The sequence below is a fragment of the Amycolatopsis sp. NPDC033938 genome, assembly GCF_055575975.1.
Window position 1 is genome coordinate 230418 of the sequence record NZ_JBVIRO010000012.1, and the last position, 26346, is coordinate 256763.

17 protein-coding genes are annotated in these 26346 nt (G+C 68.1%); 11 read left to right on the forward strand and 6 right to left on the reverse strand.

Features of this window, described 5'->3' with window-relative positions; genetic code table 11:
- Nucleotides 1-2: 2 nt before the first annotated feature.
- On the forward strand, nt 3-461 hold the full coding sequence (locus ACZ5ZX_RS27875) for a hypothetical protein (protein ID WP_465504916.1): 459 nt from the start codon (nt 3-5) through the stop codon (nt 459-461).
- Between the two features lie 25 nt (nt 462-486).
- Here the strand turns inward: ACZ5ZX_RS27875 and pip are convergent, their stop codons facing one another.
- The 3 genes from pip to panB all read right to left on the reverse strand — a co-directional run bounded on the left by pip (nt 487) and on the right by panB (nt 3625).
- The gene (gene pip, locus ACZ5ZX_RS27880; RefSeq protein WP_465504917.1) at nt 487-1449 is read right to left on the reverse strand and encodes a prolyl aminopeptidase; all 963 of its coding nucleotides are present in this window, start codon (nt 1447-1449) and stop codon (nt 487-489) included.
- 89 nt (nt 1450-1538) lie between these two features.
- Nucleotides 1539-2513, reverse strand: coding sequence for a right-handed parallel beta-helix repeat-containing protein (locus ACZ5ZX_RS27885; protein ID WP_465504918.1), 975 nt, complete (start codon nt 2511-2513; stop codon nt 1539-1541).
- A 236-nt stretch (nt 2514-2749) separates the two neighbouring features.
- Nucleotides 2750-3625 carry a 3-methyl-2-oxobutanoate hydroxymethyltransferase gene (panB, locus tag ACZ5ZX_RS27890; RefSeq protein WP_465504919.1) on the reverse strand — a complete coding sequence of 292 codons (876 nt, stop codon included), beginning with the start codon at nt 3623-3625 and terminating at the stop codon, nt 2750-2752.
- 236 nt (nt 3626-3861) lie between these two features.
- Between panB and lysX the strand changes: the two genes are divergently transcribed.
- Entirely contained in the window at nt 3862-7179 is a 3318-nt protein-coding gene (lysX, locus tag ACZ5ZX_RS27895) for a bifunctional lysylphosphatidylglycerol synthetase/lysine--tRNA ligase LysX (RefSeq protein WP_465504920.1), read from the forward strand.
- Between the two features lie 41 nt (nt 7180-7220).
- On the opposite strand, the gene ACZ5ZX_RS27900 is transcribed toward lysX, so the two are convergent.
- Nucleotides 7221-8456, reverse strand: coding sequence for a cytochrome P450 (locus tag ACZ5ZX_RS27900; protein ID WP_465504921.1), 1236 nt, complete (start codon nt 8454-8456; stop codon nt 7221-7223).
- Between the two features lie 454 nt (nt 8457-8910).
- Between ACZ5ZX_RS27900 and ACZ5ZX_RS27905 the strand changes: the two genes are divergently transcribed.
- The 8 genes from ACZ5ZX_RS27905 (at nt 8911) to ACZ5ZX_RS27940 (ending at nt 23293) form a co-directional block, all read left to right on the forward strand.
- On the forward strand, nt 8911-10557 hold the full coding sequence (locus ACZ5ZX_RS27905) for a condensation domain-containing protein (RefSeq protein WP_465504922.1): 1647 nt from the start codon (nt 8911-8913) through the stop codon (nt 10555-10557).
- Between the two features lie 40 nt (nt 10558-10597).
- Nucleotides 10598-13948, forward strand: coding sequence for a non-ribosomal peptide synthetase (locus ACZ5ZX_RS27910; RefSeq protein WP_465504923.1), 3351 nt, complete (start codon nt 10598-10600; stop codon nt 13946-13948).
- On the forward strand, nt 13945-17541 hold the full coding sequence (locus ACZ5ZX_RS27915; protein ID WP_465504924.1) for a type I polyketide synthase: 3597 nt from the start codon (nt 13945-13947) through the stop codon (nt 17539-17541). Before ACZ5ZX_RS27910 ends, ACZ5ZX_RS27915 begins: the two co-directional genes overlap by 4 nt.
- A 34-nt stretch (nt 17542-17575) precedes the next feature.
- Complete coding sequence (locus ACZ5ZX_RS27920) at nt 17576-18841, forward strand: MFS transporter (RefSeq protein WP_465504925.1); 1266 nt, start codon at nt 17576-17578, stop codon at nt 18839-18841.
- Nucleotides 18838-20094, forward strand: coding sequence for a cytochrome P450 family protein (locus ACZ5ZX_RS27925; RefSeq protein ID WP_465504926.1), 1257 nt, complete (start codon nt 18838-18840; stop codon nt 20092-20094). The genes ACZ5ZX_RS27920 and ACZ5ZX_RS27925 overlap by 4 nt, the downstream gene beginning before the upstream one ends.
- Complete coding sequence (locus ACZ5ZX_RS27930; RefSeq protein ID WP_465504927.1) at nt 20091-20789, forward strand: thioesterase II family protein; 699 nt, start codon at nt 20091-20093, stop codon at nt 20787-20789. The genes ACZ5ZX_RS27925 and ACZ5ZX_RS27930 overlap by 4 nt, the downstream gene beginning before the upstream one ends.
- A gap of 46 nt (nt 20790-20835) precedes the next feature.
- Complete coding sequence (locus ACZ5ZX_RS27935) at nt 20836-21837, forward strand: aldo/keto reductase (protein WP_465504928.1); 1002 nt, start codon at nt 20836-20838, stop codon at nt 21835-21837.
- Nucleotides 21838-22696: 859 nt separating this feature from the next.
- Nucleotides 22697-23293, forward strand: a complete 597-nt coding sequence (locus tag ACZ5ZX_RS27940; RefSeq protein WP_465504929.1) for a DinB family protein — start codon at nt 22697-22699, stop codon at nt 23291-23293.
- Here ACZ5ZX_RS27940 and ACZ5ZX_RS27945 read toward each other — a convergent pair.
- Complete coding sequence (locus tag ACZ5ZX_RS27945; protein ID WP_465463157.1) at nt 23290-23826, reverse strand: methylated-DNA--[protein]-cysteine S-methyltransferase; 537 nt, start codon at nt 23824-23826, stop codon at nt 23290-23292. The genes ACZ5ZX_RS27940 and ACZ5ZX_RS27945 overlap by 4 nt on opposite strands.
- Before the next feature lie 107 nt (nt 23827-23933).
- On the opposite strand from ACZ5ZX_RS27945, the gene ACZ5ZX_RS27950 reads away from it, so the two are divergent.
- Complete coding sequence (locus tag ACZ5ZX_RS27950; protein WP_465504930.1) at nt 23934-24560, forward strand: VOC family protein; 627 nt, start codon at nt 23934-23936, stop codon at nt 24558-24560.
- Here the strand turns inward: ACZ5ZX_RS27950 and ACZ5ZX_RS27955 are convergent.
- Nucleotides 24531-26288: an NAD+ synthase gene (locus ACZ5ZX_RS27955; protein WP_465504931.1), complete on the reverse strand. Its 1758-nt coding sequence runs from the start codon at nt 26286-26288 to the stop codon at nt 24531-24533. The genes ACZ5ZX_RS27950 and ACZ5ZX_RS27955 overlap by 30 nt on opposite strands.
- Between the last annotated feature and the right edge of the window lie 58 nt (nt 26289-26346).

Consider the following 26346-nt stretch of genomic DNA (forward strand, 5'->3'; position numbering starts at 1 on the left):
CGGTGAGCACGCTCAAGGCGCGGCGGAAACAGCTTTCAGCAATGCAGGATGGGATGACGTGGCAGGCAGGTATGTCGAACGCTTCTGAGGGCCGCCGTGCACCCTGTGCGCTGGCGTTAGACAAGGTTGACTTCATTGTCCGTGTGGAACCGCATGCGGCTGGCGTCGATCAGATCGAGCCGCTGCTGGAAGACCTGCTCGAGTACATCCTTCGACACGAAGAATGTCGCGACGAGCTGGAATCTCGTTTGAAAGACCTCCTGGATGAACTTCCTGGTGGGGCGGTCGAGATCATTCAATTCACTATGCATGAACTGCGCTGGAATTCAGTGCTGCATTTCGCCAAGGCGCGACTTGCGACGGAATCGAATATAACGAAGCAAGTGCTTCTGAGAAATGTCATCGATGCATTCGGTGACGATTGGGAAGATCGTGACCTTTTCGAGCGTTACCAGGGATGAAGGGTCGGAATGTGCTATTGCTCCCCTAGTGAGTGCGCCGAAAGAGATCCGTCGCGGCCCGGAGCGCCGCCAGCATCCCCGGATCCGTCACCGCGTGCCCGGCGGCCTCCACCAGTTCCAGCTTCGAGTCCGGCCAAGCCCGGTGCAGCTCGTACGCCGTCACCGGCGGACACACCGCGTCGTACCGCCCCTGCACGATCACGCCGGGAATCCCGGCGAGCTTCCCGGCCTCCCGGATCAGCTGTCCTTCTTCAAGCCAGGCCCCATGACAGAAGTAGTGCAGCGCGAGCCGGGCGAAGGTGACCGCGAACTCCGGTGACGCGTACTGGTTGTGAAAAGCCGGATCCGGGCGCAGGCAGACGATCGCGCCTTCCCAGATGCTCCAGGCGATGGCGGCACGCTCTCGAATCACCTGATCGGGGTGATAGACGAGTTCGCGGTAGGCCGTCAGCGGGTCGTCGCGGCGGTCTTCGGGGATCGGCGCGAGGAAGGCCTCCCACTCGCGCGGGAAAAGGTTCGCGGCGCCGCCGTTGTAGATCCAGTCGAGTTCGCTCCGCCGGACGGTGAAGACTCCGCGCAGGATGATCTCGCTGACGCGGCTCGGATGGGTTTCGGCATAGGCGAGGGCGAGAGTCGCGCCCCACGAGCCGCCGAAGAGCTGCCACTGCTCCAGATTCAGCCGTTCGCGCAGCTTTTCCATGTCCGAGACGAGGTGCCAGAGGGTGTTGACCGACAGATCGACATCCGGCGCGCTGATATGCGGAGTGCTGCGGCCGGTGCCGCGCTGGTCGAACAGGATGATCCGGTAGGCCTCGGGATCGAAATGCCGTCTGGTCATCGGAGAGATGCCGCTACCAGGGCCTCCGTGCAGGACGACGACCGGTTTTCCGTCCGGGTTCCCCGCCTCCTGGCAGTAGATCCGGTGCCCGTCGCCGACGTCGAGCATGCCCTCGGCGCGCACGTGGATCGGCGGGTACAGATCGTCCATACGGACACTCTGCCCGAATCGGCGAGTGTCCGAAGGGTGGGGGCCCGCCCCCGCCGCCGGGCTGAGCGGGCCCCCGGTCTTCGGTCGCGTCAGCAGCCCGCCGTGGCGGCCACGTTCGCGAATCCCTTCCCGGCACCGGTCACCTTGTTGCTCGCGCAGACCTTGTTCCCCGTAGCGGCTTTCACGAGATAGAAGCCGTACGCGTAGCTGGACTGCACGTCCGCGGTGTTGCCGGAGAAGGTGTTGCCGCGGCCCCAGCCGTCGAGCTGGACATGGACTTCGAAGGCGCCGTAGGTCGCGTCGTGCACGAAGACCTTGCTGCCCCGGTTGTCCGCGACCACGTAGTTGTTGCCCTTCAGGTCCACCCAGCTGTCGGCGAAGTGCTCGCCGCTCTGCCCGGTCCCGTCGAAGACGTTGCCGCGCAGTTCGCCGCCGGTGGTGCCTTCCTTGATGTCGATCGACTCCGCGCGCACGTTCGGGCCGATCTTGTTGTTCAGCGCCTTGTTGCGGTCGCTGCGGTCAGGGGTGCCGCCGGGCCAGTTGCCGTTCGCGGAACCGAAGTAGATGCCTTCGCCGTAGCCCGCGTACTCGCGGCCGGTGTCGGTCACCTCGGAGTTCTTCACGACGTTGTCTGTGCTCGTGTACTGGAAGTGGATGCCCTCGTGGCCGACGCCGGTGACCTTGACGCCGTCGACGACGGTGTTCTTGACGCCCGTCGCCATCAGGCCCTTCTGGCCGCCGGTGATGGTGAAGCCGGTCAGGTTCCAGTAGCTCCCGGTCAGTTCGAGGGTGCGGCCGGCGGAGGCCTTGATGACCGCGCTTCGCGGCCCCTTTAGCGTGATGCGGCTGCTGGAGGTGCCGCTCTTCGCCGCCTTGAAGTTGCCGGTGAAGGTGGTGTCGGCCGCGAGTTCGATGACCGTGCCGGGAGTGACCGAAGCGAGCGCCGCCGACAGCTGCTCCGAAGTCCCTACGCGGACCGTCGCGGCCTGTGCCGGGTACACCGCCAGGGTCGACAGCAGGGCAGCGCCGGTCGCGATGGCCAGCACCCGCTCACGAACACGCATCCGTGGTCCTCCTCGTCGAGGGATCGAAGCTTGGTCGTGGCGGCGACGGGCTAGACGTTAAGCCTCCTTACGAATGCTAGTCAAGGACATGATTGAAGTTCATATACGTGAACAACTAAAGGAGGGAGGCCGTGCGGGGACCAGTCGAAAAGAGAGCAAGGGACCTTTGCTATCGCCCTCCTCCGCGGGAGCGATAGCAAAGGTCCCTTGCTCTCTTTGTGCAGGTCAGAGGCGGGTCAGTCGTGGAATGAGTGCTCCGGAGCCGGGAACTCGCCCCGTCGGACGTCCTCCGCGAACGCCGACGCGGCCCCGGCCAGCACGCCCGCCAGATCGGCGTACTTCTTCACGAACCGAGGCGTCTTGCCGCGCCGAAGCCCGGCCATGTCCTGCCAGACGAGCACCTGCGCGTCGCAATCCGGCCCGGCGCCGATGCCGACGGTCGGGATCTTCAGCTCGTGCGTGATCCGCTTCGCCGCCTCAGCGGGCACCATCTCCATGACGACCGCGAAGGCGCCGGCTTCCTCCAGGGCGAGCGCGTCGGCGAGCAGCGCGTCGGCCGCTTCGCCGCGTCCCTGGACTCGGTAGCCGCCCAGATTGTGTTCACTCTGGGGGGTGAATCCGATATGTCCCATCACGGGGACCCCGGCCGACGTCAGTGCCTCGACGTGGGGCGCGAACTTTCGCCCGCCTTCGAGTTTCACCGCGTGCGCGCGGCCTTCCTTCATGAACCGTACCGACGTCTCCAGCGCCTGCTGCGGCGAAAGCTGGTACGAGCCGAACGGCAGATCGGCCACGACCAGCGCCCGCTTCACCGAGCGGGTCACCGCCCGGACCAGGGGGAGCAGCTCGTCCACGGTCACCGGGAGTGACGTGTCATACCCGAAGACGTTGTTCGCCGCGGAATCCCCGACGAGCAGCACGGGAATGCCCACCTCGTCGAACAGTGCGGCGGTGTACATGTCGTAGGCGGTGAGCATCGGCCAGGTTTCGCCGCGCTCCTTCATGTCGCGAAGGTGATGTACGCGGACCTTTTTCCCGGGCGCGGCCTGAGGCGTCGCGCCGGTCCCGTACGGTGCGGCGAGTTCGCCGGAATCCTTCTCGGTGGCAGACATCTTTGTCGACCGTCCTTCCCTCGAGGCCTCGCGGAGGTCCCCGGGTCGTGGAGCTGAACAGTCCAAAGCGTGACACGCGGAGATGGGGCCCCCAAGGCCCTGCGACCAGCTTCACACCGCAGGGTCACGCCTGCGGGCGACAAGATTCACGACCAGAGGATGATGATCGTTGACAACCACACGGGGTTGTGTGACGTCAAGTAAGGCAGCACCTGTGAGTACCGCGAAAGGCCAGTATGGGAAACCCAGCGAGCCGTGTCTCGCCGTGGAAGGCGAGGGCGGGCGGCATCATCGCCACCCTCGTGCAGCTCGCGGCCGTGTTCTCGGTGATCCTCCTCCTCGCCGGCGGTGTGAAGGGCCGGGTACTCAAGACCGGTGACGTCGCGTTCTCCGCGCTGAGCATCCCGACGAACGCGAGCCTCGTGATCGTCCTGCTGCTCGTGGTCCTCGGCGCCGCGCTCCGCCGTCGCAAACGCGCCGCCCTCTACACGCTGCTGTTGTTCCAGGTCGGCGGCCTCGCGATCACGCTGGCGTGGCAGGCCGCGCTGCTGTGGTGGCCAGGGCTGCTGGAGCTGGGCCCGCGCCAGGTCCGGCACATCCCGCACCAGGTGTGGGCGCTGACCATCGCCGACCTGATCTCGATCGGGATGATCGCGTTCCTGTGGAGCCTGCGCCCCGCGTTCCCGGCGAGGCTCGCGCCGGGCGCCTGGCGCGACGGCCTCACCGTGCTGTTCGGTGGGCTGGCCGCGGTCATCCTCGTCGGCTGGGGCCTGAGCGAGGCCTTCCCCGGCCGTCTCGCCGACACCTGGGAGCGGTTCGCCTGGGTCGTCAACCACACCACCGGCGAGAACATCCAGCTACGCCGGGTCGGCATCGGCGAAGGGCCCGCGTGGCTCGATCTGCTGCTCGACCTCAGCGCGACCGCGGTCGCGACAGCCGCGCTGTACACACTTTTCCGCGGCGTCCGCAGCCGGCGGTTGAGGACAGACGAAGAAGAACTACGCGTACGCCGCCTTCTCGCCGAACACGGCGAAGACGACTCTTTGGGCTATTTCGCCACCCGCCGCGAGAAGAGCGTCGTCTTCTCGCCGAACGGCCGCGCCGCCGTGGCTTACCGTGTGCTCGCGGGTACCAGCGTCGCGAGCGCCGACCCCATCGGTGATCCCGACGCCTGGCCGGACGCGGTCCGCGCGTGGCTCAACGAAGCCCGCACCTACGGCTGGACTCCCGGAGTGCTCGGAGCGAGCGAACGCGGGGCGAAGGTGTACGCCGACGCGGGCCTGCGCGCGCTGGAGATCGGGGACGAAGCGGTACTCGACGTCCGCGACTTCAGCCTCGCCGGGCCCGAACGCCGATCGGTCCGCCAGGCGGTCAAGCGGATCGAACGGGCCGGGTACACCACGAAAGTCCGGCGCCACAGTGAGATCCCGGCCGACGAAATGGCGCGATTGCTGCTGCAGGCGCAGCAGTGGCGTGGCGCGGAGACCGAGCGTGGATTCTCGATGGCGCTCGGCAGGCTCGGTGATCCGAGCGACGGCCGCAGCGTGATGGTGGAGGCGTACGACGCTCAAGGCGATCTGCGCGGCATGCTGTCGTTCGTCCCGTGGGGCCGCCGAGGGTTGTCGCTGGACCTGATGCGGCGCGACCGCGACGCCGAAAACGGCCTCAACGAGTACATGATCGCCGAGGTCGTCGCGGCGAGCTCACACCTTGGCGCACAACGGATTTCGCTGAACTTCGCGATGTTCCGCGCGGTCTTCTCCGAAGGTGAGCGGATCGGTGCGGGCCCGGTGCTGCGCGCATGGCGCGGCGTCCTCAGCGTGGCGTCGCGGTTCTTCCAGCTGGAATCGCTCTACCGGTCCAACGCCAAGTACGGACCCGACTGGGAACCGCGTTTCCTGTGCTATTCCTCGGCTCGACGGCTTCCGAGGGTCGGTATCGTCGCCGGCGCGCTCGAAGGATTCGTCCCGACCGGCCGGTCGGGACGGGCACTGAAACTGGAGACCGTCACCGACGAATTCGTCGCCGAGGTCCACCGGATCGACGCGAACGCGGCCACCCCCGCCCCGAAACAGGTGCGGCGCCCCGAACAGGTCCGGGTCCGGATGGCGAAGCTGGATCGCTTGCGTGAAGCGGGAATCGACCCCTATCCGGTCGGTTTCGCCCGGGAGGACCTGCTCGGAGACGTGGTCGCCAAGTTCGGCGACCTGAACCCCGACACCCACACCGGCCACCGGGTCCGTGTCGCGGGCCGGGTGCTCGCGATGCGCGACCTCGGCGGGCTCTGTTTCGCGCGGGTCAAGGACTTCAGCGGCGAGATCCAGTTGATGCTCGACGCCTCCGTGCTCGACGTCGGCGGCTGGCTGCGGGGCGTCGACCTCGGCGACCATGTCGGCGTGAGCGGGCAGGTCGTGACGTCGCGGCGCGGTGAGCTTTCCGTGCTCGTCGACGAATGGACGGTGACCGCGAAGAGTCTGCATCCGTTGCCGGACAAGCGAAAGGGCCTCACCGACCCCGAGACGCGGGTGCGGCAGCGCTACCTCGACCTCGCGGTCAACCCGGATTCGACGGCGATGCTGCGGATGAGGTCGGCCGTGGTGCGCGCGGTGCGGGAACGGCTGCACCAGGGCGACTACCTCGAAGTCGAGACCCCGATGCTGCAGACCGTGCACGGCGGCGCCAACGCCCGCCCGTTCATCACCCATATCAACGCCTACGACATGCGGATGTACCTGCGGATCGCGCCGGAGCTCTACCTGAAACGGCTGTGCGTGGCCGGGGTCGAGCGGGTTTTCGAGCTGAACCGGAACTTCCGCAACGAAGGCGTCGACGCGACGCACAACCCCGAATTCACCATGCTCGAGGCGTACCAGGCGTATGCCGACTACAACACGATGCGGACGTTGACCCGGGAACTCGTCCAACACGCCGCGGAGGTCGCGTACGGCGCGCAGGTGGTCCGCCGTCCGGGCCCGGACGGGAAAATCGTCGAGTACGACATTTCCGGCGACTGGCCGGTGATCCCGGTCCACGAAGCCGTTTCGGCGGCGCTCGGGGAGAAAATCGACGCGGGCACCCCGGTGGCCGAACTCCAGCGGTTGTGCCGGGCCGCGGGGGTGCCGGTGAACGAGGAGGCCGGGCACGGCGACCTCGTCCTGAAGGCGCATGAGCACCTCGTCGAGGGCGCGACCGTGCTGCCGACGTTCTACACCGACTACCCGACCGACGTTTCGCCGCTCACCAGGGAGCACCGCGTGGATCCGCGGCTGGCCGAGCGCTGGGACCTGATCGCGTTCGGCTCCGAAGTCGGTACGGCCTACACCGAGCTGACCGACCCGCTCGAACAGCGGCGCCGGTTGGAGGCCCAGTCGCTGCGCGCGGCGAGCGGGGACGTCGAGGCGATGGAACTGGACGAGGACTTCCTGCTCGCGCTCGAACACGGTATGCCGCCGACCGGTGGGCTCGGCATCGGCATCGACCGGCTGCTGATGATGCTGACCGGGGCGTCGATCCGGCAGACCGTGCTGTTCCCGTTCGTCCGGCCGCAGGGGTAGCAAGGGACCTTTGCTACCGCCGGGGTAGCGGGGGACCTTTGCTACCGCCGCGAGGCGGTGATCGGCACCCGCTTGTACCCGGACACGAAGTTCGACGTGATCCGCTCCGGCTTGCCCGCCGGGGCGAAATCGTGGAACCGGCTCAGCAGTTCCTCGAACAGGATCCGGATGCTCATCCGCGCCACGCTGTGCCCGACGCAGTAGTGCGGCCCGATGCCGAACGCGAGGTGCTTGTTCGGCTTGCGCCGGATGTCGAAGGTGTCCGCGTTCGGGAACTGCTCCTCGTCGCGGTTGGCCGAACCGAGCCAGACCACCACCGGGTCGCCGGCGGCGATCTTCGTGTCGCGCAGGACGACGTCCTGGGTGGCGTATCGCAGCATGTGGTTGACCGGCGAAGACCAGCGCAAGGCCTCTTCGACGGCGGTCTGCCCGGTCTCGGGGTGCCGCGTCCAGTCCTCGAGCACGCCGGTCTCGATGAATTCCGCGAACACGAAGTTCGGCGCGTGCGGCGTGGTGACGTTCGCGCCGAGCAGGAGGCTGTAGCAGTTGGCCACGATCTCACTGGGTGACATGTGCCTGCCCTCGAACTCGGTCGAGATCAGCACGCTGAGCAGGTCGTCGCTGAGGTGGTCGCGCCGGTACGAGACCAGATCCTGGAAGTAGACGAACAGTTCCCGGTGCGCGCTGGCCAGCGTCGCGTCCTTGCCGTCCGCTATCTGGAACTCCGGATCGTCGGCGGCGACACAGGCGCTGGTGAGCTTCGTCAGCCACGGCCAGTCCTCTTCGGGCAGGCCGATCATCCGCCCGGTGACCGCCATCGGCATGGTCATCATGGCTTCCGCGAAATCGAAGACACCGCCGTCACCCAGCGGGGCGATGAGACCCAGTACCAGTTCCCGGACCATGTCGCGCTGCTTGTCCACCGCGCGGACCGCGAGCGCCTTCTTCAGCCGCGCCTGCATGATCGTATGCCGTGGCGGATCGGTGACCACGAGCTGTTTGCCGCCCGCCGGATCGTCCATGCCCAGCAGTTCGAGCATGGTGCCGCGTTCGGAGGTGAAGAGTTCCGTGGTGCGCATGACGAAGTCGGTGTCGGCGAACTTCACCACCGACCAGAAGCCGCGTTCGGCGTCCACCTGGTGCCAGGTCAGCCCGTCCTGTTCACGGAGTTCACGCCAGATGGAATGCGCGTCACCGTCGGCGTACAGGAAAGGGTCGACCAGGTCGGCGCCGGTGAAATGCACCGGACAACCCCTGGTGGTGTCCTCGACCGTCATGCGCGTTCCCTTCATTTCGCGGCGGACCGCCATGATTTATTGCACCCGAATGGCATAGTGGCCCGATACGCCGAACACCCCAGTCGCCACTGCGCCCAATGGACCAACGAATACGGGAGCGGTGGCCTTGTCGTCTCCGCTTTCGTTGCGGCACAACGAATCCAGGCCCATTCGGGCAGGCATCGTTGCTTCTTCCCCAGATGTCGGCCGAGTCAAGCACGCGTGTTCGAGCAGTGTCAAGGGTGTCCGATTCACTGCTTTAGTAGTTCAGCTGTGAGATGTCCACGAATGGACGAGTTGACAGTCGCGGCGGTGCCCTCGTAGCGTCGTGATGGCAAATGGGGGTTCGATTTCTGGGGGGAATTCAGCCACCGCGTTAATTCGATTACGTATTTTCGCTGTGCATTTATTCTTTCGTTAACGCTGTTCACCGACCGGGGGAAGCGGCAGAGGTATGCCATCAGAATCGGCCAGTGTCTGGCATGTCGCCACGCCCACTCAGCAGGGCATTTGGATCGTCGACCGGATCGATCGGCTGCGTCCGACGTACCTGATCCCGTCGGTCATCGAGTTCACCGGGCCGATCGACCACGTCGCGCTGGCGGACGCCGTCAGCCGGGCAATGGCTCGGCATCCCGCGCTGCGATCGCGATTCCGGCTCGAGACCACGCACCGCCGCGTCGAGTACCGGACCGACGCCGAACCGGCGGAGGCCGGCTTCCTCGACGCCGTCGAAGAGGACTGGACCACTGACGAGCTGAAGCGGCTCGTCGAGGTGCTCTGCTACACACCCTTCGACCTCGGCGACGAACCACCGGCGCGAGCGGAGATCATCCGTGTCGGCCCGGACACCACGTTGTTCGTCCTGACCGTGCACCACATCGTCTTCGACGCCACGTCACGGAAACTGCTGCTCGACGAGATCGGCCTGCGCTACCGCGGTGCGCTGAACGGCGAAGAAGTCGTGCTGCCGGAACCGATCCATCCCGCACAGGTCCAGGTGCCGGTCCCGGAGGACGAACTGGCGCCCCGGATCGCGGACGCCGTCGAACGCCTGCGGGGCGCGCCGACCACGGTCGACCTGCCCTACGACCGGCGTCCGGACGCCGACCTCTCCATGATCGGCGCCGACGCCCGTACCGCCTTCGACGAGCAGGTCACCGCGCGGGTGCTGGCGGCATCGGCCGAAGCGGGCTGCACCGCGTTCATGACCGGCGTCGCGATCCTCGCCGCGACACTCGCCCGCCGCGGCGGGCAACGCGACTTCCTGTTCTCGGTGGTCTGGCCAGGGCGCGACGATCCCGTCTCCGCCGGTGTCGTCGGGATGTTCATGTCCACCCTCGTGCTGCGGATCCGCCTCGACGAGACGACGACGTGGCGTGAACTCCTGCGCGAAGCGAGGAATGCCGGCATGGAGACGTTCATCGACGCCGATGTCCCGCTCGACGCGCTCGCCGCCGAACTGGACGACGAACGCGACGTCGGCAGGCTGCCGTTGACCCCGGTGCTGGTGAACCTCGCCGAAGTACCCGCCCCGTTCGACCTCGCGCCCGGCGTCGTCGGCCGGTTCCGGCCGCTGGAACCCCAGTACAGCAAGTGGGATCTCGCGCTTTTCGTGCATGTCGCGGACGGAACCCGCTTGGAGCTCACCCTCGACTACCCCGCCGATCTTTTCACCGACGAAACGATCGACGGCCTGCTTTCCGATCTGCGACGCGGTGTCGCGGATCTCGCCCGATCCCCGGAGGAAGCCGTGCTCAAGCCCGCCACCGAAACCCTCGACCTCGACGACCCGGCCGTGCGCCTGGACCTCGTGCGCGGCGTCTGGAGCGAGGTGCTCGACAACAAGGAGTTCGGCGACGACATCAGCTTCTTCGACGCCGGAGGCGACTCGCTGCGCCTCGTGGTGCTGGTGGAGAAGCTGCGCGAGGTGTCCGGCCGGATGGTGAAGACGGTCGACCTGTTCCGCGCCGGCACCGTCCGCGGTCACGCCGATCTGCTGGTCAACGCGGAGAAGAAGCAGGCAGGGGGAGCGCGCGGGAGCCGTGAGCGGCTGCTCGGAGCCGTCCGCGAACGGCGCGCGGTCGAACCCCAGGCCTGACCCTCCGTACGCCAGCCCCTCGTCCCGACCGGAGAAAGCCATGTCGTTCAACGAGTACGCCCGTGCCGTCCTCGGCCAGGACATCGAGGCCGACGCGTTCGCCACCACCAGTTTCGTCGGCCTCGGCGGGGATTCGCTGCGCGCACTGCGGCTCGTCGCGATCGCGCAGGAAAAGCTCGGCCTGCGGATCCCGGTGGCCGCGTTGCTGAGCGACGCTCCGGTCGCCGATGTCTTCGACGGTGCCGTCCCGGTCGGGAAGCCGGTCACCGGGGCTGAACCGCCTGCCGAATCGGTTTCCCGTGCCCAGCGCGGGATGTGGCTGATCGAGCGGGTCACCGGCGGGTCTCCGTACAACCTGGTCTTCACCTGTTTCGTGGAGACCGGGACGCTGGTACCGGAAGTGTTCGAGCGCGCGGTCGCGCAGACCGTGGCGAGACATCCCGGGCTCCGCACGGTCTACCGCGGTGACACCGGCGATGTCGTGCCCGAGGTGCTCGAGTCGTATGTCCCGGCCGTCGAGGTGCACACCTGGGAAGGCGAAGCGGGCGAGTTCGACGAGCGTGTCCGATCCCTCGCGGCCCGGCACGGACGGCGCCCGTTCGACCTCGCGAAAACCCCGGCGTACCGGTTCCTCCGGGTCCAAGGCGCGACCGGCGGCCAGGCCGTCGTGCTGGTGGCACACCACATGGTGCTCGACGGCTGGTCGGTCGGCCTGCTGCTGAACGAAGTGTTCGCCCGCTACGCGACACTGGCCGACGGCGGGCCCGAGACCGTGGGGGAACCCGGTGTCTCTCCCCGGGTTCTCCTGCGCCATCAAGAGGAAGCACGCGCCACCGGGGAATGGGACCGGCAGGCCGAGTTCTGGACGAAGCACCTCGACGGCGTGCCGTCGGTACTGGAACTCCCGTCCGACCGGCAGCGTCCCCAGATCCAGGACGCCGCGGGCGCACGGGCGCCGATCGACTTCGGCGTGCCTGCCAGCGCGGCGGTCGTCGAACGCGCCAAGGCGCTGGGCATCACGCCGTTCGCCTTCCTGCTCGGGGCCTTCGGCCTGACGTTGAGCCGCTGGACCGGCACGCGAAACCTGCTGGTCGGGGTGCCGCTCACCGGCAGGGGGAGTTCCGAACTCGAAGAACTCGTCGCCGTCGCCGGGAATCTGGTCCCGGTCCGGATCGACATCGCCGAGGACGCCGCCGTGGCGACGTACCTGCGCTCGGTGCACCAGTCACTGGGGCAGAGCATCGACGCGGGTGACCTGCCGTTCGAGGAACTGGTGACCCGGCTCGGGATCGAACGCACGCTGGGCTGCCACCCCTTGGTCCAGGTTTCGTTCGGGATGCACGATCAGCTTATCCCGCAACAGATCGAGACCTCGTCCGCGCGGCTGCGGATCGAAGAGGGCCACGGTGGTGGCGCGCAGTTCGACCTCTCCCTGCTGCTCGGCAGGGCCGAGCCGTCACTCGGCGGCCACCTGGAATACGCGTCCGCGGTCTTCGGCGCGGCCGAAGCCGAAGGGTTCATCGCGGACTTCCTCGCCGCCGCGGACCAGCTGGCGGCGGCCGGTGACGTCGCGGTCGAGGAGATCCGTTGCCTGTCAACGGAACGGCGGGCCCTGCTCGACGGGATCAACCGGACCAGGGAGGATTTCCCGGCCACGTCGATCGACGCGCTCTTCCGCGAGGCGGTCCTCCGGAACCCGGACGCGATCGCCGTCCGCGAAAACGAAGTCCAGCTGAGCTACCGAGAACTCGCCGCCGCGGCCTCCCAGCAGGCGCGGCTGCTGCGCGAAGCCGGTGTCCGGCCCGGTGACCGCGTGATCGTCGGACTGGACCGGTCGGTCGCGGAAGCCGTCGCGGTGCTCGGCATCGTCTGGGCGGGTGCCGCGTACGTCGGCGTCGATCTCACCGTCCCCGCCGGACATTCCGAGAAGATCGTGCGGTCCGCCGCCCCGGTCGCCGCGCTCGTGCCCGCGTCCTCGGCGGAGCGCTTCCGCGAACTCGGGATTTCCGTGGTGGCGGCGTGGGATCGGTCCTGGGACGTGCGAGAGGTCGTCGAACCGCCGGTGGATCCGGACACGAGGCGTCTCGCCTATGTCGCCTTCACCTCCGGCTCGACCGGTGAGCCGAAGGGTGTCTGCGTTCCGCACCGCGCCATCGTCCGGCTGGTGCACGAGGCGGACTACGTGCACCTCGGCCCGGAGGAGAGGGTGCTGCGGTTGTCCCCGCTCGCCTTCGACGCGTCCACTTTGGAGCTTTGGGGCGCGTTCCTGACCGGTGCCACACTCGAGGTGTACCCGGCGGGCCTGCCGACCCCCACCGAACTCGGTGAATTCCTGCTGGACAACGAAGTCACCGTCGCCTGGCTCACCGCCGGCCTGTTCCGGCTGGTCGAGGAGTTCGCGGGTGACGCGTTCGCCGGACTGCGGCAACTGCTCACCGGCGGCGACGTCGTCCCGCACGAGCACGTCGCCAGGGTGCTGCGGCGGCATCCCGGCCTGGTCATCACCAACGGCTACGGGCCGACCGAGAACACCACGTTCACCACCACGTATTCGGTGACCGACCCCGGCGACGTCGACGGTCCGCTGCCGATCGGCACCCCGCTGCCCGGAACCAGGGTGTACGTGCTGGACTCCCGGCACCGGCTCGTACCGCCGGGCGCGGTCGGCGAGCTGTACACCGGCGGTCTCGGCCTCGCCGACGGCTATCTCGGCGACGAGGCGGAGACGGCCCGCGTGTTCGGCGAGTTCTCCCCGGACGTCCCGGAACGCCTGTACCGCACCGGGGATCTGGTGCGCATCGACACGCAGGGCCGGGTCCGCTACCTCGGCAGACGCGACGATCAGGTCAAACTGCGCGGCTACCGCGTCGAACTGTCGGCGATCAGCGACGCCCTCACGGCGGACCCGCGGGTGCAGGACGCCGTCGTCGCGGTCACCGACGGCGACAGCGCGGAGAAGCGGTTGATGGCCGCCGTCGTCCCGGCGCCCGGCGCCGCCTTCGGGACCGCGGACCTGCGCGACGCCCTTTCCGGGCGGTTGCCGACGTACATGGTCCCGACGCTGTGGGCGCTGGTCGAGCGGATCCCGGTGACCGGCAACGGAAAGGTCGATCGCCGCGCGCTGGCCGCGGTGGCCGCCCCGGCGACCGCCGCCCCGAAACCGCAGGACGACCTCGGCCCGGCGCTCGCGATGTTCACCGAGGCGATCGGCGAACCGGCGGTGGAGATCACCGCGCAGACGGACTTCTTCACCGTCGGCGGGAATTCGATGGCGGCCATCCGGCTGGTGACGCTGGCCAAGGAGCGCACCGGGGCGATCCTCAAAGTACGTGACTTCCTGCGTGAACCGACGCCGGAAGGCCTGGGCAAACTGCTCGCGAGCGCGCCATGACCGCGGCGAAACAGGAGCCGATCGCCGTCATCGGGATGGCGTGCCGGTACCCGGGCGCGCCGGACCTCGGCCGGTTCTGGTCGTTGCTGCGCGGGGGAGCCGAAGGCATCAGCAGGCTGGGCGCCGAGGAGATCCTCGCGGCCGGTGGCGACCCCGAGCTGACGCGACGTCCCGAATTCGTCCCGGCGATGGGGTTGCTGACCGGCGCTCGCGGCTTCGACTGGACCTACTTCGGGTACAGCCGCGCCGAGGCGGCGAGCATCGATCCGCAACAGCGGGTGTTCCTGGAATGCGTGGTGGCCGCCCTCGACGACGCCGCCATCGATCCGACCCGCTTCCCCGGCTGGATCGGCGTGTACGGCGGGGCCGACCAGGTGACCGCGGAGCCGGACGGCGAACTCGGCGAACTGGCCCGCTACATCGGGCTCGGCCCCGACTTCCTGGCGACGCGGGTGGCCTACAAACTCGGCCTCCGCGGTCCGGCGGTCACCGTGCAGACGGCGTGTTCGACGTCGCTGACGGCGGTGCACATGGCGGCGGCGAGCCTGCGCGGCGACGAATGCGACGTCGCGCTGGCGGGCGGGGTCGCGGTCATCGCCAACGGCGAACGCGGCTATCTCCACGAACCCGGGGGAATCCTGTCCCCGGACGGCCATTGCCGCACCTTCGACGAACAGGCGGGCGGCACCGTGCCCAGCGAGGGCGTCGGTGTGGTGGTGCTCAAGCGACTGGCCGACGCGCGGCGTGACGGCGACCGCGTCCTCGCGGTGATCCGCGGCTCGGCGATCAACAACGACGGCGCGGAGAAGATGGGCTACACCGCTCCGTCGGTCGAGGGGCAGAGCGAACTCATCGCCTACGCGCAGCGGATGGCCGGGGTCGACCCGCGCGACATCGGCTACGTGGAAGCGCACGGCACCGGCACGCGGATCGGCGATCCGATCGAGGTACAGGCACTCACCGACGTCTTCCAGGCGGACACCGACGCCACCGGCTGGTGCCGTCTCGGCGCGGTCAAGAGCAATATCGGGCACACCGGTTCGGCGGCGGGGGTGGCGGGTCTGATCAAGGCCGTGCTGATGCTGCGGCACCGGGAACTGGTGCCGTCGGTGCACTTCACCCGGCCGAACCCGTTGCTGGAACTGGGTTCCACGCCGTTCGTGGTGAGCACCCGCACCGAACCCTGGACCGGCCGGGACGGCAGGCTCGCCGGTGTCAGTTCGTTCGGTGTCGGCGGCACCAACGCGCACGTCATCCTCGAAGAGGCACCCACCAGGACAACGCCGCCCGCGCGTGGCGGACGGCGCGTGCTCACGCTGTCCGCGGCCGCGCCGGAAGCCCTCGGCAGGCTGCGCGCGAACCTGGCCGAGCATCTGCGCACGGCACCGGATCTGCACCTGTCCGAAGTCACCGCGACCCTCGCGTCCCGCCGGGTCTACCGGCATCGGCAGACCGTCGTCGCCGAGGACACCGCCGAGGCCGCGAACCTGCTCGCGGCGCCGGGGGCGTCCGTACCGGGCACTCTCGACAAGGTCGCGTTCGTCTTCCCGGGGCACGGCCTGCTGACCCACCCCGCGGGGGCGGCCGCGCACCGGTTGCTGCCCGGATTCCGGGACGCCTTCGACGAAGTCCGGGACCTCGTCCGCGAGCGGCACGGACTCGACCTCTCACCGATCGTCTCCGAGGACGCCGAACCGGCGTGGTTCTCGCGGCTCGTACCCCACCAGGTCGGGCTGTTCGCGCTCGGTTACGCGCTGGGCAGGCAATTATTTGAGCTCGGGATCCGGCCGGTCGCGATGCTCGGCAACAGCATCGGCGAATACGCGCCCGCCGTGCTCGCCGGGGTCTGGACCCTGCCGGACGCGGTGGATCTGGTCCACCTGCGGGCTTCGGCCATGCTGGCCACCAGGCCCGGCCGGATGGCGGCCGTCGGTGGCGGCGCGGCCGAACTCGCGAACCGCTTGGCGGGCAAGGGTTTCGACGAACTCTCGCTGGCCGTGCGCGGGCCGGGCCGGGTCGTCCTCTCGGGTCCGGAAGCGGTGATGACCCGGCTGCTGGACGGAGACCTCCTGGCCGGTCTCGACGTCCGGGTGCTCGACATCCCCCGCGCCTTCCACAGCACGCTGATGGATCCCGCCGCCGAGGAACTCGCCGCGGCGGTGGCCGCCACGCCGAACTCGGCACCGCGAATCCGGCTGGTGTCCAACACTTCCGGCGAGTGGGCGGAGCCGGAAGCGGTGCGTGGCCCCGATTACTGGGCAGGGCAGCTCCGCAGCCCAGTGCTGCTGGAGGACTGCGCGGGCACCCTCCTGGAATCCGACTGCGACACCTTCCTCGAACTGGGTCCCGGCACGTCCATGCTCGCCACGCTCCGTCGTCACCGAGGATGGAAGGGCGGGCACGCGACCGTGCCGCTGCTGGGCCGGGCCGAGGACGGCGATCGCGGTGTCCTCCGTGCGCTCGGTTCGCTCTGGGACCGCGGCGCGGACTCCGTCGCCGGTTTGCTCGCGGAGCCCGGCGAACAGCCGGCCATCTGCTCGCTGCCGACCTACCCGTTCAGCGACGAGGAGCCGGAATTCACCGTCGCGCGCCGAGCGCCCGCCCTGGTTAAGTCCACAGTGGATGGTCCCGTCGAGTCCACAGTGGAGCAACTGTGGTGCGCGGCGCTCGGTGTCCCGTCGGTGGACGCCGCAGACGATTTCTACGCCTTCGGCGGCGAGTCGCTGATGGCGGTGAACCTGATGTCGAAGATCCGCGAGCGGACCGGCGCTTCCGTGCCGGTGGCGGAATTCGACCAGGAGGCCACCTTCGGCCGGTTGTCGCGCCTGGTCGCGGAACGGGCCGCCGAGCCAGGGCCGCGGCACGCGGTCGATGTCGTGACCTTCCACGAAGACGGCCCCGGCAGGCCCTTGCTGCTCATCGCGGATTCCGCGGGCAGCGCCCTCACTTACCGAGCGCTCGCCGCGGAACTGACGGGATCGCGACCGGTCTACGGGCTCGAAATCGTTTCTCCCCAAGAAAAAAGCATCGACACGATCGCCGCCCACTACGTCGACGCCGTGCTGCGGACACGACCGGCCGGGCCGTACCTCCTTGGCGGCTGGTCGTTCGGGGCCGTGCTGGCACACGAGGTCGCTCGGCAGCTGACCCGGCGCGGCGCGGTCGTGGACACGGTGGTGGGCTTCGACGGATTCGTGCAGGGGCGTCGCGACCTGCCCATGGCCGTCGACCCCGGCTTCCTGGTGAGCCACGGCCGGACCCTCGTCGACGCGGCACTCGGGTTCGGCGCGATCGGCCGCGAGGTGCGGCGCAATCCGGCGCTGCGCACGCAATTGCTGGGCAAGGCACGCGCGCTGGTGCCGTACCGGCCTCCCTTCGTTCCCGCCAGGGCCTTGGTGTTCCGGGCGGGTTCGGACCGGCGAGGAGCCGCCCGGCTCCGCGCCCGTCTCGCCCCGCTGTACGGCGGCGGTGTCCAGGTGTTCACCACTCCCGGCGATCACTGGTCACTGCTCACGCAACCCCATGTGGGCGCACTCGCCCGCGAATTGAACGGTGCTCTCGCGGGCGCCGAGAGGATGGATCATGTCGGCTGAGTCCACAGCGACGAGTCAACCCACCGTCACGGCGGTGCCGGAACCCCCGGTCCAGGAGAAGCCGCTCTTCCGCAACCGTGATTTCCAGGCCATGTGGATCAGCCAGTTCTTCGCCGCCTTCGGCAAGGAAGCGGCGGAGATCGCGTACCCGCTGCTGATCCTCGCGACCACCGGATCGGCGACCTACGCCGGTGCGGTCGGCGCGGTGCAGCTGGTGGTGGCCGGGGTGATGTCGCTGCCCGGCGGCAGCCTGACCGACCGCTTCAACCGCAAGCTGATCATGATCTTCTGCGATCTGGCGCGGCTGGTGCTGCTGGCGTTGTTCGCGGTGCTGGTGATGAGTGACGGCGTCAACGTCTGGTTCACCTTCGCCATCGTGATCCTGTCCGCGACCTGCCTCGGCGTGTCCAACCCGGCCGGGATGGCGGCGATCAAACAGCTCGTGCCCGCCTCGCAGCTGACCCAGGCGACCGCGCAGAACCAGATCCGCTTCTTCGGCGCCACCGTCGCCGGCCCGCCCGCCGGTGGTGCGCTGTTCGCCCTCGCGAGGGCGCTGCCGTTCTTCGCCGCCGCGCTCTCGTTCCTGGCGTCCGCGGTCATCCTGCTGCTGGTCAAGAAACCGACCCAGGCACCGAGGACCGTCGAAACCAAGGCCGCGCCCAAGGGCAAAATGCTCGACGGCTTCAAGTTCATCGTGAAGCAGCCGATCATCCTGACCCTGGTGCTGTGGGCGATGGGCTCGAACATGGCCTTCAACCATTCCGGGATGTTCCTCGCGCTGATCGCCACCGCGCAGGACCGGGGCGCGTCGGAAGCCTTGATCGGCACGACGCTCGCCATCGCGGGCGGTGGCGGCCTGACCGGCGCGCTGCTCGCGGGCATCGTGCTGAAGTACGTGCGACCGCCGGTGATCATGGCCTACGCCATCTGGATCGGCCCGGTCGCGGCGGTCCTGCTGACCTTCATGCCCGGCACGCTGCCGCTCGGCGTCATCGTCGCCTGCATCTTCCTGCGCGCCGGTGTGGTCGGTGCGCTGATCTACGGCTACATCGCCGCGCTGGTGCCGGACAACCTGCAGGGCCGGGTCATCGGCGCGGTGATGTTCGTCGGCATGATCGCCCAGCCGATCGGCATCTTCGCCGTCGGCGCGATCTTCGACCTCGCCGGCCCGACGTGGGTCTTCGTCTTCATGGCCGTCGCCGGGACGCTGTTCGCGCTGCCGACCCTCAGCAAGCGCATCCGCACGCTGCCCGCCCCTGAAGAGCTCGCCAAGCAAACGACTTCGGAGGATGGAAAATGAGCCTGGAAACCCCTGAGCAGACCTCTGTCTCCCCGGAGCCGCTTCCCGCCGAGTTCTGCACCCATCCCGGCTCGGATCCGTACGCGGCCTACGCCGAAGTGCGGTCCGGCTGCCCGGTGCGGTCGATCGAGTACCCGCCGAACTCCGAGGCCTACGTCGTCGCCGACTACGAAACGGTGAGCAAGGGCTTCGCCGACCGAAGGCTGTCGAAGAGCGTCGACCACGCGCCCGGCTGGTTCCGCGAGGCGCTCGAACAGAGCAGCCCCATCCTGATCAAGAACATGCTCACCGCGGACCCGCCGAAGCACACGCGCCTGCGCAAGCTGGTCGGAAACGCCTTCGTCCCGCGCCGGATGAACGAACTGCGGCCGCGGATCCAGGAGATCACCGACGACCTGATCGACGCGCTGCCCGACGAAGGCGTCGCCGATCTTTACAACGACTTCGCGTTGCAGCTGCCGATGCGGGTGATCTGCGAGTTCCTCGGTGTCCGGATCGAGGACTGGCCGCTGCTGCACGACTGGGGCATGGTGCTCAGCAACGCGCCGTACCTGGACGAAGAAGGCAACCGGCGGCTCAAGCAGGTCAGCGACGACGTCGAAAAGTACCTGCTGGACCTGATGGCCGAGCGCCGCGCGGATCTGCGCGAGGACCTGGTCAGCGTCATCCTCAAGACGGCCGACGCCGACGAGGCCTACAGCGACGAGGAGATCGTCTCCACGTTGATCCTGCTGATCATCGCGGGCCACAAGACGACCGCGAACCTCGTCGGGAACGGCATGCAGGCGTTGCTCCGGCATCCGGACCAGTTCGAGCTGCTCAAGAACGAACCGGACCTCGTGGCGACGGCGATCGAGGAGTTCCTGCGGTTCGAGGGCCCGGTTTACCGTGCGCCGCAACGGTTCGCGGCCGAGGACCTGGAACTGTGCGGGCAGCGGATCGGCAAGGAGAGCGTCGTCCACCTGCTGATCAACTCGGCCAACCACGACCCCGAAGTGTTCGAGGACCCGGAAAAACTGGACATCACCCGCAAACCGAACCGGCACCTTTCGTTCGGGGTCAACGTGCACTTCTGCCCCGGTGCGCCGCTTTCCCGGGTCGAAGGGGCCGTCGCGTTCACCACGCTGCTGCGGCGGCTGCCCGGACTGAGCCTGGCCGTGGCGCCGGAGGACCTGCCGTGGCGCTTCGACAACTCGGCCAGCCGCGGCCTCGAACGGCTGCCGATCCGATACGACCGGAAGCTTCCGCGATGACTTCGCTGGTGTGCCTGCCCTTCGGCGGGAGTGGCGCCGCCTTCTTCCACCCGTGGTCGGCCTTCGCCGCCGACGGTCTCGAAGTCGTGCCGATGCGGTTGCCCGGCAGGGAACGGCTGATCGACGTCGAGCCGTATCGCTCGGTGCACGAAGCCGTCGACGCTTTCCTCGGTGACCTGGCCGACCTGGGTGACCCGGCGGACGTGGTGCTGTTCGGGCACAGCGTCGGCGCCGTGCTGGCCTACGAACTCGCGCACCGGCTGCCGTCCGTGCGCCACGTGTTCGTCAGCGGTTCTCCCGGACCCGCCACGGAACGGCCGCACGAGATCCGCGCGTCCGTCCGCGAGGACGACGACGCTTTCCTCGCGCAGGTGCAGGTTCTTTCCGGGCATGTCGATCAGGCGCTGTATCACCCGGATCTGCGGGAACTGCTCCTTCCGGCGTTGCGCGCGGACGTGACGATGCACGAGAACTACGTCCCCAGCACCACCGAGCCGCTCGCGGTGCCGATCACGGCACTGCGCGGCACCGGCGACGACCTGGTCTCCGCCGAGGGCATCCGCGAGTGGGCGGCGTTCACCACCGCCGGATTCGAGGTGGTCGAACTCCCCGGCGCGCATATGTACGTGGTCGATTCCGGGGAAGCCGTGATGAATCTGATCCAGAGCGCGATCCGTTCCGATAGCGTTGTGTGAGTACCTGATCGCTCGCCAACCGTGACCGCAGGAAGTGATGGGACCCATGAAATTTCGCACGATCGGCCTGAACCCGGATTCGCGGCGCGAAGTGAGCGCGCTGGCGCTGGGTGCGATGCCGTTCGGCACCGGCGTCGACGAGGAGACGTCGTTCGCGATCCTCGACCGGTTCGTCGAGGCAGGCGGTTCGTTCGTCGACACCGCGAACAACTACGCCTTCTGGCACAACGGAACGCAGGGCGGTGAGAGCGAAGCACTGCTCGGCCGGTGGCGGGCCGATCGCGGTATCGGCGATGAGGTCACCATCGCCACCAAGATGGGCGCGCGGGCGAAGGCACCGGGCATGAGCTTCGCCGACACCGGCAAGTTCGAGAACATCGAAGGCCTTTCACCGAAGGCGATCAAGGAAGCCGTCGACCGCAGCCGGGAGAACCTCGGCGTCGAGAAGCTCGACCTGCTGTACGCGCACGTCGAGGACCGGTCGGTTCCGCTCGAAGAGACCGTCGAGGGTTTCGCGCAGGTCGTCGCCGACGGTTCGGTGGGTCTGCTGGGCGTGTGCAACCACTTCGCGTGGAAGGTCGAACGCAGCCGTGCCCACGCCGCCGCGAAGGGGCTGCCGGGGTACGACGTGCTGCAGTACCAGCACACCTACCTCCGCGCGCGCACCGACCGCCCCGCCCGGCGCTCGCCCGAAGGTGCCAACGGGTTCGTCACCGGTGAGCTGCTCACCTACCTGACCGAGAACCCCGGGCTCTGGCTCGTCGCCTACTCGCCGCTGCTCGCCGGCGCGTACGTCCGCGAGGACAAGCCGCTGGAGTTCGACTACGACCACCCCGGCACCCCGAACCGCCTCGCCGCGCTGCGCGAGGTCGCGAAGGAGATCGACGCGACCCTGAACCAGGTCGTGCTCGCGTGGCTGATCGGCGGCGACGTCCCGGTCATCCCGCTCGTCGGCGCTTCTTCGGTGGCTCAGCTGAACGAAAGCCTCGAAGCCGTCGACATCACGCTGACCGCCGAGCAGCGGGCGAAGCTGGACGACGCCTCCTGACCCTGTGCGAGGTGACGGTTCACCGATGCCTGGATCGACGATGAAGGAATCGGGACACTCGACGTCCTGATTCCTTCATCGTCGCCACACCCCGGTCAGGATCGGCTGGCTCTTGACTGTCCACATAAGACACTTCTCGCGACTGCTGCGCCCGTTTTAGGCGGTTTCAAATGTGGCGTGTCCTGAAGGCCCCCGTTGAGACGTTGAAGGTCTCAACGGGGGCCTTCAGGACATCATGCTTCGACGATGGGGCAGCGGTGTTCCCTCCATGTCTGCCTTACCCCTCAATACCGACGCCTGGCTCGCGGCGAAGTACATGATGGCTCCCTTCCTTGCGCCTAGGTACAGGAAGAGGTCCTTTCATGTACTGGGGAAGCGCGTGAAGGCCCCCTTCCCTCGGCTGAGCCGAGGGAAGGGGGCCTTCACGCGCAGCCGTTGTGACTGGTGGTGCCGCTGAGACTTGTGATGCCTTTCGTGCCGGGTGAGGGGAGCCTTGAGGGACTCTGAGTCCCTCAAGGAGTCCTTCACGGCCCGGCCGCTACGGATCCACCCGCCGCAGGTACCTCAAACCCCCTTGGCCATAACCCGAATCGCCACTCACGACCCCCGCAGAACCGTACATAGAGACATCAATCGGACGCTCAATTACCAGCAAATGTCCCTTGTGGATGGCGCCCAGACTCAGGATCGCCCTGCCTCGGCTTTGCCGGAACCCTGCCGGAGAAGCAAGGGACCTTTGCTATCACTTCTCTCGACGTCGAGAGAAGTGATAGCAAAGGTCCCTTGCTTCCTTCGTGGCCAAACCGCCTCGGAGAGCCGGGCCCGGATGTAAAGATCCTTCCCAACGGAAGGAGCCACCATGGCTGGAAACGTCCCCCCGGTCGCCGACGAGCGCGAAGGCCTCCTCGCCTACCTCGAGCAGCAGCGGCACGTCCTGCGTATCGCCGCACATGGCCTGACCGAAGAACAAGCCAGAGCCGTCCCGACCAGAAGCTCACTGAGCGTCGGCGGCCTGATCAAGCACACCGCAGGCACGGAAAGCGGCTGGATCGACATCGTCCTCCAGAAGCCTTCGAAGCCCCTGGACGAGGCGATGAAGGACTACGAAGCCGATTATGTGATGGCTGAAGGCGAAACCGTCGAAGGGCTACTGGCGCGCTACGACGAGGTCGCCCGCCGCACCTCGGACGTCATCGCCGGAATCGCCGACCTCGGTCAGCCCGTCCCGGTGCCGAAGGGTGTGCCGTGGTACCCGCAGGACGTCGACGCCTGGTCGGTCCGCTGGGTACTGCTCCACCTCATCGAGGAGACCGCGCGGCACGCCGGGCACGCCGACATCATCCGCGAGCACATCGACGGCGCGACCGCGATTCCGCTGATGGCCGCCGCGGAAGGCTGGCCGGAGACGCCCTGGCTCAAGCCGTGGTCGCCCGCCGAGAACGCCGAGAACGCTTAGAACAACGTCGGTTCGTCCGCCAAAGCGCCTTCGATGACCAGCATCCGGCGCTTGGTGGCGACCCCTCCGCGCGCGGAGAACCCGCCATCCTTGCCGCCCGCGGCGAGCACGCGATGGCACGGCACGATGATCGGGAACGGGTTGCGCCCCATCGCCTGCCCCACGGCCTGCGCCCCACCGGGCAGGCCGAGGATGTTCGCGATGTCGCCGTAGGTCAGCGTCTTACCCGCGGGGATCGAGCGGATGAACTCGTAGACGCGGCGATGGAAGTCCGGTACTCCTTCGTAATCGAGTTCGACGCCGGTGAGGTCCGTGCGCTTGCCGTCCATCAACGACACGACACCGTCGATGGCGCGCTGGACCTCGGCCGGCGGTGCGGATCGCACCGCTTCCGGCAGGCGCGCGGTCAGTCGCGCCCTTGTCTTCTCTTCACTGCCCTCGGGTAACTGGACCGCGATGACCCCGCGTTCGTTCCACGCGATGCCGCAATCGCCGATCGCGGTGCCGAACACGGCGTAGCCCGGTGCCGTCATGAGCCCAAGGGTACGAGACCGGTCCGACAGTTTCGGCTTTACTGCGTTTCAGTGGCAACGAGACACCGCGCTGCCGCTGAAGTCGCGGCTGCGGTAGGAGTATGAGCATGAACGACCTCGTGCTTGATCACCTCGTCTACGCCGGGCCGAATCTCGAAGAGGCCGTCGCGCGCGTCGCCGATCTGACCGGTGTCACGCCCGTACGCGGTGGCAGGCATGTCGGACTCGGCACGGCCAACTATCTGGCCGATCTCGGTGCCGGTGCCTACCTGGAGGTGGTCGGGCCCGATCCGGATCAACCCGAGCACATCGGGCCGCGGCCGTTCGGCATCGACGAGTTGACCGAGCCCGCCCTGGTCACCTGGGCGGCGCGAGTGCGGGGCATCGACGACGCGATCGCCGAGGCCCGCGAGCGCGGTTACGACCCGGGCGAGGCGTTCGAGATGTCGCGAGTCACCGACGACGGCGAACTGCTGACCTGGCGTCTCACCGGCGCCGGCGGCCTCGACGGCCTCGCGCCCTTCCTCATCGACTGGGGGAGCACCCCGCATCCGACGACACGGGGACTCCCGTCGATCCCCCTGCTTCTGGTCACCGGTGTCCACCCCGAGCCCGCCGCGGTGGAGACCGCGGTCCGGGCACTCGGGATGGACATGCTCGTCAGGCGTGACGACCGGCCCGGCCTGGTGGCCGTGCTGCAGAACTCAGCGGGGAAGCAGGTCGCGCTGAGCTGACTTGATCACGACCTGGCCCTCACGCCAGCCGTTGGTCATCGGCAGCCGCCGGTCCCGGCCGAACGCCTTGAACGTGATCTTGGTGCCCGGCGGGTACTGGCGGCGCTTGTATTCGGCCTTGTCGACCATGCGCACCACCCGGTCGATGGTCTCCGGTTCGAATCCGGCGTCGACCAGGTCGACGTAGCCGCGGTCGCCCTCGATGTAGTCGTCGAGGATGTCGTCGAGCATCAGGTAGTCGGGCAGCGAGTCGCTGTCCAGTTGCCCGGGCCGCAACTCGGCCGACGGCGGCTTGGTGATCGAATTCTCGGGGATGGGCGGGGTCTCGCCGTTCTTCTCGGCTTCCGCGTTGCGCCATTTGGCCAGATGCCAGACGTGCGTCTTGAACAGGTCCTTGATCGGCGCGAAGGCCCCGACGGCGTCACCGTAGATGGTCGAGTAGCCGACGGCGAGTTCGGTCTTGTTGCCCGTGGCGAGCACCAGATGACCGTCCTGATTGGACAGTGCCATGAGCAGCATGCCGCGGACACGGGCCTGGATGTTCTCTTCGGCGAGACCGGTCAGCTGAAGCTGCTCGACGTAGACCTTGACCATGTCGGCGATCGGCTCGACGCGGTAGTGCGCGCCGATGCGGCGGGCGAGGTCCGCGGCGTCGTCCTTCGAGTGCGACGAGGAGTACTCCGAAGGCATCGAAACGCCATACACGTTGTCGCCGCCGAGAGCGTCGGCGGCCAGCGCCGCCACCACCGCCGAGTCGATGCCACCGGAGAACCCGAACGTCACCGACGAGAAGCCGTTCTTGTGCACGTAATCGCGCAGGCCGACGACGAGCGCGTGCCACACCTCGGCTTCGTCCGACAGCGGTTCACTGATCGCCGACTCGGTGCGCGGGCTGTAGGCGGGAACCGGTTCCTCACTGAGCACGCGGCGCTTGACCCGCAGCCCCTCGAACTCACCCTCGGCGGTGTGCCCGCCCGCGGCCAGCTCGGTGTCGACGACGAGCAAGTGCTCGACGAACTGCGGCGCGCGCGCCAGCAACCGGCCGTCCGCGCCGACCACGATCGAGTCGCCGTCGAAGACGAGGTCGTCCTGGCCGCCGATCTGGTTCGTGTACACCAGCGGTGCCCCGGCCTCGGCGGCGCGGCGCGCGATCAGCGGCAGCCGGATGTCGTCCTTCGCGCGCTCGTAAGGCGAGGCGTTGGGCGCGACCACGAGGTCCACCCCGGCCTTGCCCAGCGCGGAGATCGGGCCACCGTCCTGCCAGACGTCTTCGCAGATCACCATGCCGACGTCGACGCCGTGGAAGCGGACGATCTCGAGGTCATGGCCAGGCTTGAACCACCGGTGCTCGTCGAAGACGCCGTAGTTGGGCAGGTGATGCTTGAACTGACGGGCGACCACTTCGCCGCGGTACAGCGCGGCCGCCGCGTCGCGCGGGCCGGTCTCGTCGAGATCGAGATAACCGATGTAGGTGAGTACCTCGCCGCAGCCTGCTTCGTCGAGGCGACGGGCGAGCTCTTCGACCATCTGCTTCGAGGCGGAGGCGAAGGCCGGGCGCAGGGCGAGGTCTTCCACGGGATAGCCGGTGAGGGACATCTCCGGGAAGACCACGAGGTGGGCGCCTGCTTCGGCGGCCTTGCGAGTCCACTCGACGGTGAGCCCGGCGTTGCCTTCGAGGTCTCCGACGGTGGTGTTGACCTGGGCCAGTGCGATGCGCAGTTGCGGCATGCCGACATTCTCACCCACCGGCGTCCGCGGGGACGAGTGGATGTGCCGAATCGCCCAC